This window comes from Methylomonas rapida (genome assembly GCF_024360925.2).
In the GTDB taxonomy this organism is placed as follows: domain Bacteria; phylum Pseudomonadota; class Gammaproteobacteria; order Methylococcales; family Methylomonadaceae; genus Methylomonas; species Methylomonas rapida.
In genome coordinates, this window is the sequence record NZ_CP113517.1 from 3,533,914 (window position 1) to 3,547,855 (window position 13,942).

Annotated in this window: 11 protein-coding genes; 5 read left to right on the forward strand and 6 right to left on the reverse strand. The window is 55.1% G+C overall.

What is annotated here, in order from left to right; all coding sequences use genetic code 11:
- Positions 1-21 precede the first annotated feature (21 nt).
- Positions 22-501, forward strand: a complete 480-nt coding sequence (locus NM686_RS16615; RefSeq protein WP_255188968.1) for an inorganic diphosphatase — start codon at positions 22-24, stop codon at positions 499-501.
- A 142-nt stretch (positions 502-643) separates the two neighbouring features.
- On the opposite strand, the gene NM686_RS16620 is transcribed toward NM686_RS16615, so the two are convergent.
- From NM686_RS16620 to NM686_RS16635, 4 genes are all read right to left on the reverse strand, one after another.
- Positions 644-1,072: a TOBE domain-containing protein gene (locus tag NM686_RS16620; RefSeq protein ID WP_255188969.1), complete on the reverse strand. Its 429-nt coding sequence runs from the start codon at positions 1,070-1,072 to the stop codon at positions 644-646.
- Positions 1,073-1,228: 156 nt separating this feature from the next.
- Positions 1,229-2,572 (reverse strand): di-heme oxidoreductase family protein, encoded by a 1,344-nt coding sequence (locus NM686_RS16625; RefSeq protein WP_255188970.1) that lies wholly within the window; start codon positions 2,570-2,572, stop codon positions 1,229-1,231.
- Positions 2,569-3,840: an ABC transporter substrate-binding protein gene (locus tag NM686_RS16630; RefSeq protein WP_255188971.1), complete on the reverse strand. Its 1,272-nt coding sequence runs from the start codon at positions 3,838-3,840 to the stop codon at positions 2,569-2,571. The genes NM686_RS16625 and NM686_RS16630 overlap by 4 nt, the downstream gene beginning before the upstream one ends.
- A gap of 17 nt (positions 3,841-3,857) precedes the next feature.
- Entirely contained in the window at positions 3,858-5,891 is a 2,034-nt protein-coding gene (locus tag NM686_RS16635) for a TonB-dependent receptor plug domain-containing protein (RefSeq protein ID WP_255188972.1), read from the reverse strand.
- Between the two features lie 233 nt (positions 5,892-6,124).
- On the opposite strand from NM686_RS16635, the gene NM686_RS16640 reads away from it, so the two are divergent.
- From NM686_RS16640 to trkA, 4 genes are all read left to right on the forward strand, one after another.
- On the forward strand, positions 6,125-6,943 hold the full coding sequence (locus NM686_RS16640; protein WP_255188973.1) for a TOBE domain-containing protein: 819 nt from the start codon (positions 6,125-6,127) through the stop codon (positions 6,941-6,943).
- Between the two features lie 288 nt (positions 6,944-7,231).
- Complete coding sequence (locus tag NM686_RS16645; protein WP_255188974.1) at positions 7,232-10,579, forward strand: Ig-like domain-containing protein; 3,348 nt, start codon at positions 7,232-7,234, stop codon at positions 10,577-10,579.
- A gap of 86 nt (positions 10,580-10,665) precedes the next feature.
- Entirely contained in the window at positions 10,666-11,085 is a 420-nt protein-coding gene (locus NM686_RS16650) for a hypothetical protein (protein WP_255188975.1), read from the forward strand.
- 452 nt (positions 11,086-11,537) lie between these two features.
- Entirely contained in the window at positions 11,538-12,893 is a 1,356-nt protein-coding gene (gene trkA / locus NM686_RS16655; protein WP_255188976.1) for a Trk system potassium transporter TrkA, read from the forward strand.
- On the opposite strand, the gene NM686_RS16660 is transcribed toward trkA, so the two are convergent.
- Entirely contained in the window at positions 12,890-13,426 is a 537-nt protein-coding gene (locus NM686_RS16660; RefSeq protein WP_255188977.1) for a hypothetical protein, read from the reverse strand. The genes trkA and NM686_RS16660 overlap by 4 nt on opposite strands.
- Positions 13,414-13,938 carry an ABC-2 transporter permease gene (locus NM686_RS16665; RefSeq protein ID WP_255188978.1) on the reverse strand — a complete coding sequence of 175 codons (525 nt, stop codon included), beginning with the start codon at positions 13,936-13,938 and terminating at the stop codon, positions 13,414-13,416. Before NM686_RS16665 ends, NM686_RS16660 begins: the two co-directional genes overlap by 13 nt.
- Between the last annotated feature and the right edge of the window lie 4 nt (positions 13,939-13,942).

Consider the following 13,942-nt stretch of genomic DNA (forward strand, 5'->3'; position numbering starts at 1 on the left):
TTAAGATAGGTTTTATTTCAGATGCATTCTTTAAACCTTACCGAACAAGCTCCTTTGGTCAATGTCGTCATTGAGACGCCTCGCGGCAGTTTTTTAAAGCGGGGCACGGCTGGAAAACTGGACTTTATCTCGCCGTTGCCCTGTCCATTCAACTATGGTTCGATTCCGGCCTATATCGGTTCGGATGGCGATTTTTTGGATGCGGTCGTGCTGGGGCCGCGGCTTCCTTTAGGAGCATCGGTTTCAGTTTATGCGTGGGGTTCAATCGGAATGATCGACGGCGGCGTGTATGAAGACAAGCTGATATGCGCCCCAACCCCCCTTTCCGAGAAACAGCAACGGCTGATTTTGTGGTTTTTCATAATTTATGCCAAGGCCAAATATCTGCTGAATTTAATCAAGGGGCGCAAAGGACACAACAACTGCGAAGGCTGGCACGATGCGGCCAGTGCGCTGGCCAGAGCAATACCCTGTAGTTCTGAGGATAAGAATGCAGGTTAAACCTGTCGGAAGGGGCATTTGCTAGCTTAAGCAGGTTTGGTCTCTGTTCCAGGCGCATTTCGCCATTAAGCCAGGCTTGCTTCGTCAATGATCGTGACAGCCGCCCCAATTGAGGCTGCTAACGAACATGGACAAGATTACCTCAAGCGGGTACGGCCAAAATTACCGCGCCAGCCTTGAATGTGGCCGTGACGGCCTGCCCTTTGCGCAGCCCCAGGGTTTCGACGCTGTCGTTGGTCACCGTCGCCGCGACTTTGTCGCCGCCGGCCAGCTCGATGTCGATTTCGGAATTGACCGCGCCGGGTTTGACCTCGGTGACCGTGCCCGGCAGTTGGTTACGCGCCGAAATCTTGTAACCGCCAAAATCGGTGATGATGATGACTTGCGGCGCCTTGACCAGAGCCACGACCTCCAGCCCGGCCTTGATGCCGAGTTTTTCCACCGACTCCTTGGTGACCGAGGCGACGAGGGTTTCGCCGCCTTTCAAACCGACATGCACTTCGGCATTGACGGCCCCGATGATGACTTCGCTGACGGTGCCGCTAAATTGGTTACGCGCGCTTGCTTGCATGACTATACCTCTCGGATTGGCTTATTAGGGATTGGGATTTGCCGGTTCGCATGCCCCGAAGCGGGCCGCTAAACGGCAACCCAGTTTATACCGCTATTCCCCAAATTAAATAACGTTTTTCCGAAATGCAGCATTGCGCTTGGCGAAACAAGCACGTCACAGCGAGCGTAAAAACGCCAGTAATGCCTCGCGTTTGGCGGATGGCAAATCAATGAAGACTTGCCGGCTGGCTGCCGCTTCGCCGCCATGCCAAAGCACCGCCTCGGTCAGATTTCTGGCTCTGCCGTCGTGCAAGAATTGACTGTGTTCGTTGATCGCTTCGATCAGCCCGATGCCCCACAGCGGCGGCGTGCGCCAATCGCGGCCGCCGGCTTCATAATCCGGCCGGCCATCCGCCAAGCCTTCGCCCATGTCGTGCAGCAATAAATCGCTGTAGGGATGAATGGTTTGCCCCGCCAACACCGGCATTTGCGGAAAATCGCCGGTGGTCAGGGTTGGAACGTGGCATACGGCACAACCAATTTCAGCGAAGATCTTTTCTCCGGTTTGCACTACAGGATCGTCGCTACGGCGCCTAGCGGGTACTTGCAACAGGCGCAGATAGGTCAGCACGGATTCCAATCGTTCGTTGTTCAGTTCCGGCTGCTGTAACGTTGGCGCTTGCCGGCAAGCGACTTGGACAGTGGTGCAATTTTCCTGCGGATGCAGCGGCGAGGTGATGCCCATATCGCCAATGAAGGCGCCGGCGGCTTGCTGTTTCAATGTCGCGACGTTGGCCTTGAGGCCGAAACGGCCGACGACGGTCGCGCGTTTTTCCGCGTCCCAAACTCGATTCGGCCGGCCCTGGATGCCAAACGGCTTGGCTTTGCCCGCCAAATCGATCAGGGTTTGTTCGTCCACCGCCTCCAGCAATCCCATCCCGAATACCGGTGGACCAACGCGCGGAGAAAACAGCGCATCGGCCGGCATCGGATCGTAATGCAAATCGGTAAATCGATACGCCGGCATACGCAGCTTTACGCTTTCGCCTCCCGCCAATTTAATTTCGCTTTCGCTATAGCTAACCGACACTCTGCCTTCGCCCGGCACGCCGGGAATGCCTTGTTCGTTCAGTTGATCGCCGTAAGCCGTCACCGGCAGCGGGCCACCGTGAGGCCCCTTGCCCGGCGCGCTCAGACGCACCAGCATCGAGCGCATGGCTTGCTCCGGCGTATCCGGGGCTTTGCCGCGGCCGTTTTTCGGATGGCAGGAAAGGCAGGACAGTTGGTTGTAAATCGGCCCGAGTCCGACAATGTCGCTGTCTGCGGCGGGCGGAATCACCCAACTGGCGCGGAACAAACCACGCCCCCGCAGCGCTTGCTCGCGAATCGATGGCGAAACGCCGGCATACAGGCGGGAAAACGCCTCGCGACTGGCGTCGGCGATTTCAAAACCACTGGCATCGGCTGCCACGGCCTCGAACGCGCCCAAAAACAGCAATGCACCGGCGAGCGTTCTCATAGCTGCGCGGCGGCATTCAGCAACTGTTCGGCTTCGTCGTAGCGCTTGCGCATCGCTTCAAACCACTGCCTGTCTTTTGCTTCCGTGTTGGCATCGCCGCCGCGCTTGGCGAACAGGGCTTGCAAATCTTGTTCATGCGCCTGTTCGGCGCTGATCGGCGCGCCGGTCAACAGTGCCCGAATACGCTGGGCCTTAGCCACGTCGCCGCCCCGCGCTTCCCATTGGCGTAAGCGATCAAATAATGCCTGAACACGGGGCCAATGTTCGGTAAACATCGCGTCGAATACCGCATTGTTCAAACCCAGGCGCGGCAAGGCCGTTTCCGGGTCATAAATGACGGGATGGGCCAGCGACGCGGCAAACGGATCGAAATAGTCCGCCGGTTTGGCACCGTAGACATCGGACCGTACCGGCAATTTACGAATATCGGCATGAAACAGCAGCTTTTGTCCCGCCTCCGATAACACGAAGGCCAAGAATTGTCTGGCCGCATCGCTATGTTTGCTGGCTCGGGTAATGGCGATATGGGCCGGCGAATACGCCACCGGTTGCGCGTAACTGAATTGCAACGGCGCACCGTTGGCAATCGCCGACGCGGTGAAAAAATCGATGGTCGGCGCGATGCCGCGCTCGCCTGCCCCGAGAATGTCGGTGACGAAGGTCGAGCCGGCTTCGACCGGCCTGGCATTGGCGACAATCTCCGCCAGCAGCGCCCAACCCTGGTCCCAACCGTATTGTTGCAACACGCTGTCTATCATCATCGGTGCAAAACCCACCTTGGACGGCACCGGCAAAGCCAGATGGCCTTGGTAGCGTTTATCGGCCAGATCTTGCCAGGTGCCGGGAAGCGGCAAACCGTGCATTTTGAGATACCTCGGATTGACAGCGAAGCCGTAGCCGGCCATCTCCGTGGCCCGATAGAAACCGTCCCGGTCCGCTAACGGCAGCGCGCCCAAATGCGTGGGCAGGCCCTGATCGGCCAAGACCAGCTTCTGCCAGGCGCCTTGCCGCTTGAGCGCTTGAAAAGTGCGCATCGTCGCTGACCAATACACATCGACACCGCCTTGTTCCGGCTGGCTTAGATACGGTAAGGCATCGTGCGGCATGCGCCAAAGGATTTGTACGTCGATATCAGGGTGCGCCTGTTCGAAAGCGGTTTCGAAACGGGATACCACCTCTTCCGGATAAGCCGTCAGCACGGTCAAGCTTTCCTTGGCTTGCGCAACAACGCTCCACAGCGCGACGATCAAAACATAGGCTAAGCGCATTTTCTCTCTCCTTGGGCTCAATAGCGCAGATTCAGGTTGGCAAAATAATTGCGGCCTTGCTCGGGAAAGCCTTCCTGATAGGCATAGTTTTCGTCGGCCACGTTATTGACGCCAAATTCCGCATTGAAGTCATCGCGCACTGGAAATGTCGCTTTCAGGTTGGCCACGACGAAATCGCCCGCCACCCGCGCGCCAATGGTGTCGCTGAAGCGCGCCGAATTGTATTCCGCGCTGGCCAGCAGCCTCAGGTATTTCAACGGCTGGTACTCGACCGAGGCGAAGACTTTGTGCTTGATGGTATCCAGCGGCAGGATGTCCGGGTTGGTAATGTTGTTGCGGTCCAGCCAGGTGTAATTGGCATGCAGGCGCCATTGTTCGTCGATGCTGGCCGTGGCGAATAGTTCGATGCCCAGGTTTTCCTGCTCGCCAATGTTTTGTTGCTGAAAACAGCGCGCATTGAGCCCTTGCGACTGACAGAAATTGCTATCCAGCGTGACCTCTTCGATTGCGCTGTCGATTTGGTTGAAGAACAAGGCACTACCGTAATCGAGCATGCCCCATGCCTTGCCGTCGAAACCGATTTCATAGTTCAAGGCTTTTTCCGCTTGCAAATCGGGACTTGGTAACGCGGTGCCCAAACGAAACGAGTAGCGGTCCTTGATGGTAGGGAAACGGGTCTTGTGAGCCAGGCTGGCGTGTATGACAAAATCCTTGAACCATTCGTAATACGCGGCGCCCTGGGCGTTGTAAGCATCCTTGTTGCTGAGCGGAAAAGTCTGCATCGAAGTACCGGTCCAGTTTTCGGCTTGCAGCCTGTGCTGACGTTCGTAACTGGCGCCCACTACGAAACGCAAGGCGTCGGTCGGCGTGTAGCTGTCCTCGATGGCATAGGAAAAGTATTCGTCGGCGGAACGTTCTTCCGGCGATTTGGGCCGGGTGTTGACGTAATCCGGCGTATTCCGGTTGTCGAACTCGCGGTGTACATCCTGCTTATAACTGAATCCCAGCTTTAGCTCGTGCTGGTCGAACCAGGTGTTGATGTATTCGAGGCCGGCGCCGAAGGTGTAATCGTTGTATTGGCTGTCGAACGCATACGGCCGGGTGATGCTGTTGTAATTTGGGTTATCGAAAGACATCAGGCCGTTCTTGAAGGTATCGTGATACGCGCGCAGTTTGACCGTATGCACATCTGCGAATTGCGTGCGCGAGACGAAGAACACGCTTTCTTTGTCCCAATAAGGCCAGCGCCAATAGCGGGTTTGTACGCTTCTATCCGTGCCGGTGTAGGGCGGCGTGTCTTTTTCCCCTTTTTGGGTATTGAAACCGACCGCGTATTCGTCTGTGTCGTTGGGGGTAATGCCTACCTTGACGCTGCCCTTGTAATCGGTGTTTCCGGAATTTTCCCGAATGCCTCCGTCTTCGTAAGCCGTGAGACTGAAATCCTCGGATAAACGCCAAAACTGTCTGTCCAGGAAAGAAAAACCACCTTGAATGTAGCCCCAGCCTTGGTTCGAGCCGATATTCAGCGCGGTTTGGTAATAGTTGTCGTCGAAGCGGGAATCCATACCCATGCCAACCTTCAAATCGGCTTCCAACACTTTGGTCGGACGCCGGCTGATCAAATTGATGCTGCCGCCCAAGGTATTCGGGCCATACATGACCGAGGCGTTACCCTTGCTGACGTCGATTTGCCCGATGTCGAAGGTCGTGAATCGATTCAAGTCGACATTGCCGTCGTAAGGCACGTAAACCGGTATGCCGTCCATGAACAACGGCACCTGCCGGGAATTGAAGCCGCGAATGAAAATCAGGCGCTCGTTGCGTTGACCGAGATTTTGAATGGATACGCCCGGCAAAAGATTCAACGCCGAAGCCACGTCGTTGCGGTTGTAGCGGCTGATGTCCTCGGCGGAGATGACTTCCTTATCGACGTCAAGCGTCTGATTGGCGCCGCCATTGACTTCGACGATACCTAATTGAAAACTGTCTTCTTCGGCCACGGCAAAGGGCGGCAAGGTTGCCAGCGTGAAAAATAGCAAAGGGATACGCATGAATTTACCTGCTAATCGGTTTCGATGCGGATGCGCTGTTGCCAAGGTCGCTCGGACATAAATGCCCTATAATCCTGAACGGCTTCCGTATCAAAGGTTCCGGGTTGAATGAACAGGACTGGACAGCCTTGCCCTGTGACAGAAGGGATTTTAATTTCGTTATGTATTCGTGTAAATAACGATACAGGAAACAGCTTATTCACTGATCGAGCACTAAATTATCCAGGAGCGCCGTGCTTATTACTGACCGCATCACTCAACACACTGCCCCCATGGCCTTGGTCGAAGCGGAATTGCGCCTGGCAGGCGTGCTGGACACTCGCATGATCGGCTTATTGCAAGCCATAGACCAAACGGGCTCGATCAACCAGGCGGCGAAACAGATGGGCTTGAGTTACAAGGGCGCCTGGCAAATCATCGAGCGCGCCAACAACCTGGCGCCGAAAGTGTTGATTGCCACCGCGATTGGCGGCAGCAAGGGCGGCGGCACCTGCCTGACCGAAGCCGGCAAATCCTTGGTGCATTTGTTTGCCCAACTGGAACAACAACATCAGCAGTTTCTGGCGGAACTGAATCGCAGCCTGGCTGCCGACCCCGATACTTTATTGTTGTTGCAGCGTTTGGTCGTAAAAACCAGCGCCCGCAACCAGTTGTTCGGCACCGTGACGGCCATCGAAACCGGCGCGGTTTACGCCAAAGTGATCGTCGAGCTCAAAGGCGGCGAACACGTTGTCGTCAATATCGGCATGACGGACTTACAAGCGATGGGATTGCGGGTAGATGCCGATGCGGTAATTTTGCTGAATCCTGCCGATATTTTATTAATCACTGACGCCGAACAGCATTACCTCGTCAGTAACCGCTTGCCCGGCCGCGTCGTTCGGATACGGCAGGATGAAGTCAGCGCCGAGGTGATGTTGGCGTTAAGCGGCGGCGAGATGCTGAGCGTCTCCCTCACGGCACAAAGCCTAAAAAACATGTCCATAACAGAAGGACTAAACCTGTGGGCGATATTCAACAGCCAGGCCCCTATAGTAGGAATCGATCAATAAGGATAGGGGCAAAAATACCGTCCCTGTTTATCCCTGCATCCCCGCCCGTGAAGCGAAAGGGCTTTTACGCCCTCTACAGAGCGAAGGAACAAAATATGAGCGCAACAGAATAGCCGCGTAATTTTGTGCACTTCTTCAAAAAACGCTACACTCTTGATTGACAAATCACTTTCCAACACGCATGGACGCATGGAACCGCTTTGCAGGTAATCTGGAGACCTTTTGATAATGCACACGATCTAGGGCTTCGAATCCAACCGGCTTGGCAATTGATACCAGAGGTGTTTCATGAATAACTCCCTGTTCGCGCTCGCACTTGTAATGTCCTGCCTAATAGCCACTTCGGCGTCGGCCGCCAATCCTCCACCCGCCCAGCTAACCGCCGAAGCCCAACAGCAAGTCTATGGCCTGCGCGAAGCTCTGGGCCTCGATGAGAGCAGCACCTTCCAAGTACAAAACATGCGACAGGATGCCCTTGGGCAAACCCACGTCCGCATGCAGCAACTTTACAAGGGTATCCGTATCTGGGGCGGCGAAATCATCACGCACACTCAGGCCAACCGGATGGCACAGCCGCCTACCTCCTCACTGAAAAAGGACATTCGGCTAGACACCCAACCCAAACTCTCGACAACGGACGTACTGGCCGTTGTCGAAAAAGACCATGCCCCCAGCCCCCGTTTTCTCATCCAGCCGACAACCGAGCTGGTCATTTACCCGGAAACCGAACGGCGCGCCTTAGTGCGCAAGGCCCTGTCGCACGGCAAGGAAGCAACCGCCGAAGATTTCGTGACCGAAGTAACAGGCTACCGGCTCGCCTACCATGTCCATACCGAACGCGAAAATCCGGGCGACACTCAACACATCGACTATTTGATCGATGCACAGACGGGCGCGATCATCGAAAAGTGGGATAGTTTGATGACCGCCAATACCCTGGGCACCGGCAAAAGCCAATACAGCGGTACCGTGCAGCTCAACACCAACAGCACGGCCACAGGTTTCGAACTGCGGGATTTGACCCGGCCCTTCAGCGGCGGCAACGTGGTTTACAACCTGGATCACTCGACTTCCGGCACAGGCACTATTTATCAGGACGCCGACGACGACTGGGGCGATGGCGCCAATTTCAAGGAAGAACCCGAACCGACCACCTCGGCCAACGGCCAAACCGCGGCGGTCGATGCCGCTCATGGCCTGCAAATCACCTGGGACATGTTTAAAAATGTATTCGGGCGCAACGGTATCGATGACCAAGGCAAACCCACCTACGCTCGCGTGCATTATGATTATGCCTACGACAATGCCTTTTATTCAGACTATTGCATGTGCATCACCTATGGCGATGGCACCAAGTTACAAACCTTGACGTCAATTGATGTGGCCGCCCACGAATTCGCGCATGGGGTTTGTTCGACATCGGCGAATCTGATTTACAGCAAGGAATCCGGTGGACTGAACGAAGCCAATTCGGACATCATGGGAACCATGGCCGAATTCTACGCGCGCGGCGCCAACGGCAAAGGTAGCATCATTCCCGACACGGGCGGAAACTGGACCCACGGCGAACAGATCACCACGCCCGCCTATCCATTGAAAATGCGCTTCATGTATAAACCCAGCAAGGATGGCAAGAGCGCCGATGCCTGGAGCCCGACCTTGCAAAACCTGGACGTGCATTACAGCTCGGGACCGATGAATCGCGCGTTTTACTTCCTCAGCCAAGGCGCCACCACCAGCGGCGAAACCTCGTCTAACTATCTGCCGCAAGGCATGAAAGGCATAGGCAACGACAAGGCGGCCAAGATCTGGTATCGCGCGTTGACGACTTATATGACCTCCTCCACCGATTATCTGGGCGCGCGAATTGCCAACATCCAGGCGGCCCGGGATTTGTTTCCAGCTGGCGGAGCGGAGGAAATCGCGGTTTGGAACGCCTTTGCCGCGATCAATGTCGGCGGCGCCTGGAGCGGTCCGGACAGTCCGCCGACCGTCAGCGCCCATGTCGTCGGTGACAAAGGTATGCTGACCTTCAATGCTTCCGCCAGCGACGACAAGGGTATCGTCAAGATGGATTTTCTGGTGGACGGTAAATTGGCCGGTACGAAAACCGCGGCACCCTACACAATGACTTACGATTCCATCATGGAAGACGATGGCCTGCATACCCTGGTTGCCAAGGCCACCGATACCACCGGTCAATACACCAATGCCACGGTGCCGTTTACCATTGCCAACGGCCAATTGATCAAAAATGGCAGCTTCGAAAAAGGCTACGGCGTGGGCTGGTCCAACACCAATGGCATGCAGATTGGCGCGATTTTGCGGCAAACGCCTTACGACGGCACCAAGATGGCCAAGTTTTGCGGCATGGGCTCGCAAATGAGCGTGGCGCTTTTTCAGTCCGTCATGCTCCCAGCCACTGCCAATTCGGCCACGTTGAGCTATGCACTTCACATCGACACCCAGGAATCGACCAAGACGGCTGCTCGCGACACCCTGACAGTACAGATTCGCAACGCCGCCGGCACGATTTTGAAAACCCTGGCGACACACAGCAATCTGGATGCTGCGGTGGGTTACAAATTGTTCAGTCATGATGTTGGCGCCTACAAAGGGCAAACCCTTCAGGTTTATTTCCTGGGGGCGGAAGACTCGGGCGCAGCCACCGGCTTCATATTGGACAAGGTCAATCTGAACATCAGCGGCGATAGCGAAATTGACGACATCCCTCCCAGCGTGAACGCCAGCGTCAGCGGCAGCAGCGGCATGATTACCTTGTCTGCCCAAGCCACCGATAACGTCGGCGTCGTAAAAGTGGAATTTTATGTCGATGACATGCTAAAAGGCAGCGATACGTCCGCCCCCTATGCGGTGCAGCTGGATAGTACTTCGTTAGCCGATGGGAACCATAGGCTGAAAGCCAAAGCCTATGACTCGGCAGGAAATATCGGAAGCTCGGACAGCGTGATTTTTAACATCGACCATAGCGTCATCGACACAGAGGCACCGACCATTACCGTCAGCCAAACCGGCAACAGCGGCTCCATCACGTTAAATGCTTCAGCGTCCGACAATATTGGCGTGACCAAAGTGGAGTTCTATGTAGATGGCGCCCCCAAAGGCACGGACACCAGCGCGCCATTCAGCATGGTTCTGGATTCTCTGACGCTGAGCAATGGCAATCACCAGTTACAAGGCAAGGCCTACGATGCTGCCGGCAATGTCGGCAGCTCCAACGTCGTCAGTTTTAACATCGATAACGGCGGCGGAACCGATAACAGCTATACCGAAATGGAGAACAACGGCACGACCAAAACCGCCAACATCGTTGGAGACTCGGTAACCAAGATCACTGGCTTTATCGGCACAGCCACGGACCATGATGTGTTCGCCATCAATGTTGCCCCCGGTCGCACGTTGACGGTGAACATGAAGGGTCCGGCCCGGGATTATGACTTATACTTGCTCAGCAGTGCCGGTAAGACCCTAAAAACCAGCGCCAATGTCGGTTCCACCGAAACGGTGACCTATAAAAATGCCAGTACATCGTCTGCCCGTTTTTATATCAAGGTCGTCGCTTTTGGTGGCGCCAATAGTGCTAGTGAGCCCTATATGCTTAGCCTGAATCGATGATTTGGGATATCTCGAAGGGCTGGGTTGGATGAGTCTTTCGAGCATCGCGCTTTATATTTTGAGGCCATAAAAATGTTGGAGGCAAAATGATGCAATCCTTGAAATATCCCTTTGTCTTGCTGGCCTTTATCGCTTTTGGCGTCATGGCGGCGGATCTTGGCAAGAGCGGCATGATCGATCGTGATTTTTCACTGGCTATCGGCAAGACCGTCGAGGTGGAGGGCGAGGATTTTTATATTCGCTTCAAGGCCGTGCTGGAAGACTCGCGCTGCCCTGCCAACGCGCTTTGTACCAGCCAAGGCAACGCTCAAGTCCAACTCGAGATACTCGGCACCTACGATCAACATCAAACGATCGTCTTGAATACCGACAATGAACCCAAAGCGATGACCGTCAAAGGACACAGGGTGATATTGATCGCCCTGAACCCCAGCAGAATCGACGGCGAATCGATTTCCGCGGGCGATTACGCCGTGACCCTGCGGGTCGAGAGTCCTGCCGATTAAAGACGCGGCCGCCATGCACCGGGTTTTCGTCGATTCCGGAGTCGATTTCGGAAACCGGTAGATTGCAGCGGCAGCCGGCAAGCAAGCCTAAAGGAAATCCATTTTGCAGGTTCCCGCATTTCCAGTTGCTTCGACGAGGCGGGAGGGCGCATAAAATAACGTCCTCAAGTGCGCGGATGAACTTCCGGCGATCGGCTCGGATTTATCCGCACAGCGCGAATGAATTCGCACCTACACCCTGATCTATTCCATGCTCATTACATGGCGAACGCGATCGTCAACCGGCTCGTATGCAAGCTGTTATTCGCCGCCAATTCGGCAAGTTGAACCGGGCCCGGTTTAAACATGGACACCCTTATCGATAAGCGTATAATTCGCGCAATCGTCGCTATCGACTGAGCAGCCCTCCCCTCGCCTTCCGAGTCATTTTCACCTATCTTGCTGATTTTTCCATGAAAATTGTCATTCTTGGCGCCGGCGTGACCGGTTCTTCCGTTGCTGGCGCGTTGGCCAGCGAAGAAAACGATATTGTCGTCATAGACAAAAAACCGCATCTGCTATCGGCGCTGAAAGGTCGATTGGACATCGCCACGATCGAAGGCAACGCGGCCCACCCCAGCGTATTGGAGCAGGCCGGCGTCAGCACGGCCGACATGGTGATTGCGGTCACCGACAGGGACGAAACCAACATGCTGGCGTGCCAAGTCATCAACACCTTGTACGAAAAACCCAAGACTATCGCCCGGGTACGCGCCATCGACTTCCTGAATCATCCTGAATTATTCAGGCCGGGCGGCATAGACATCGTCATCAGCCCGGAACAGGTCGTGACCGAAGCCATACACAACCTGATCAAATATCCCGGCGCACTGCATGTATCCGAATTCGCCGACGGCCTGGTGCGCCTGTTTTCGATACGCGTGGCACCCTCGGGCTTCCTGACCGGCAAGCGGATTCATGCGGTCAAGGAAAAACTGGCCGACAGCATGATTCGAATAGCGGCCATTTTCCGCGACGGCAAAGCCATCGCCGTCAATGGCGAAGCCGTGATCGCCACTGGCGACGAAGTGTTTTTCGTCTGTCCGCGCGACAAGGTCCGCAAGACGCTGGTGGATTTGCACAAACTGGAAGCACCGATCAAAACCATCATGCTGGCCGGCGGCGGCCATGTCGGCAAAAGATTGGCGCTGGCACTGGAAAACAATTACCACGTCAAGATTATCGAGCAGGATACGGTCCGGGCAAAGGAAATCGCCAACGACTTACGCCATACGATGATCCTGCATGGCGATTGCACCGACGAGTCCTTGCTTCAGGAAGAAATGATCGAAGACGTGGATTTATTCTGCGCCATCACCAACAACGACGGTATCAATCTGATTTCAGCGGGCCTTGCAAAAAAACTGGGTGCCAGAAAAGCCATTTGCCTGATCAACAACAACTCCTATCTGAAATTATTGGACGGCACCGAGATCGATCTGGCCATACAGCCCAAGCTGGAAACCTTGGGCGGCATCTTGAAACATGTCAGAAGAGGCGACGTGGTCGGCGTAAGCTCGGTCTGCGGCGGCAGTGCCGAAGCCATAGAGGCGATTGCCCACCGCAGTAAAAATGCGCCTTCGGTAGTGGGACTGCGCGTCGACCAGATCAATTTACCCAACGGCGTGGTATTGGGTGCATTGATCCGCGAGGGCGAAGTGATTCCCGTCCATCACGACACGGTTTTTGCCGAAGGCGATCACGTGGTGATGTTTGCGCTGGAGAAAAAATTGATCAAAGCCATCGAAGGCTATTTTCAGCCGATTTAGACCTCGCCCTCGATGAAGGCCAGCGTCTTTTGCGGCAAGGTCCCCTGGCCGTCGCGTTGAAGAGAAGACAGGCTGTCCTCGTGTACGGCGGTCATGAACTGGATCAACTGCATCTCGATCTTCAGCTTTTCCTGCGGGTCCTGTTCATCCCACATGCGATTCAGCAGCTGCTTGGCATGATGGTGTATCGTAAAGGCCACAGCTTCCGGTAAATGCGCGTAGCTGGTTTGCAGCGAACGTTTCAACTTGTCCAGCGAATCGAGATATTGTTGGTAATCCTTCAACTCCTGTTTGCACTGAATCTTGACCATCTCCAGTTCATTGCGGTTTCTGGCTTCGTTGAGTTCCAATTCGTGCGCCAGCTGCTGCGACTGCTTTTTCAATTGCGCCAGCAAGGCTTGTTCCGCCAGCACTCTGGCCCGATGCAATTCGGCGACGTCTTGCTGCCGTGACAAATGCCAGCGCAAATCTTCATCGCGTTTGCTGCGCCAGAAATTCAATGCTTCTTTCAGCCAGCGACTTACGACCGACATGGCAACTGCGCGCGCAAAGCCAGCATCGCTTGCGGATTGGATTGTTGGTGATGGTGTTTTAGATCTTTTTCCAGCGCTTTACGCTTGCCTGGAGCCGCATGATGCTGCAATTCGGTGCTGATGACCTTAAACAGCTGGCTGCGGTGCTTTTTATCATTGGCCGCCAACAAGCGCTGCCTTTTCAAATGCATCTGGTAATGCAGTTGGCGCTTTTCCAAAAACAGGCGCTGTCTGGCATCCTGTTGCCGAATTTGCAACATCGACACGCGCCTCATCGCCACGGCTTCCCGGCGAAAATAAATCGACAAACCGCGCCCCATCGCCTGCAGCAACAAGGCTATCAGCACAACCAGCATCGATGCGAACGCCAGCAGAATGACCTTGCCGGCTACCGGATAGACAAATCCCGCCACCGCCATCATGCCCAGTTGCCACCCGGCAAAGCCGGCGACGAACAACAGCATCCCCAGGGCAAAAATGCCCAATATGGCATACAGCATTGCTTTCAGCATGATG

Coding starts and splice junctions, on each gene's coding strand:
- NM686_RS16615 (WP_255188968.1), top strand. CDS start 22: ATGCATTCTTTAAACCTTACCGAACAAGCTCCTTTGGTCAATGTCGTC.
- NM686_RS16620 (WP_255188969.1), bottom strand. CDS start 1,072: ATGCAAGCAAGCGCGCGTAACCAATTTAGCGGCACCGTCAGCGAAGTC.
- NM686_RS16625 (WP_255188970.1), bottom strand. CDS start 2,572: ATGAGAACGCTCGCCGGTGCATTGCTGTTTTTGGGCGCGTTCGAGGCC.
- NM686_RS16630 (WP_255188971.1), bottom strand. CDS start 3,840: ATGCGCTTAGCCTATGTTTTGATCGTCGCGCTGTGGAGCGTTGTTGCG.
- NM686_RS16635 (WP_255188972.1), bottom strand. CDS start 5,891: ATGCGTATCCCTTTGCTATTTTTCACGCTGGCAACCTTGCCGCCCTTT.
- NM686_RS16645 (WP_255188974.1), top strand. CDS start 7,232: ATGAATAACTCCCTGTTCGCGCTCGCACTTGTAATGTCCTGCCTAATA.
- NM686_RS16650 (WP_255188975.1), top strand. CDS start 10,666: ATGATGCAATCCTTGAAATATCCCTTTGTCTTGCTGGCCTTTATCGCT.
- trkA (WP_255188976.1), top strand. CDS start 11,538: ATGAAAATTGTCATTCTTGGCGCCGGCGTGACCGGTTCTTCCGTTGCT.
- NM686_RS16660 (WP_255188977.1), bottom strand. CDS start 13,426: ATGTCGGTCGTAAGTCGCTGGCTGAAAGAAGCATTGAATTTCTGGCGC.
- NM686_RS16665 (WP_255188978.1), bottom strand. CDS start 13,938: ATGCTGAAAGCAATGCTGTATGCCATATTGGGCATTTTTGCCCTGGGG.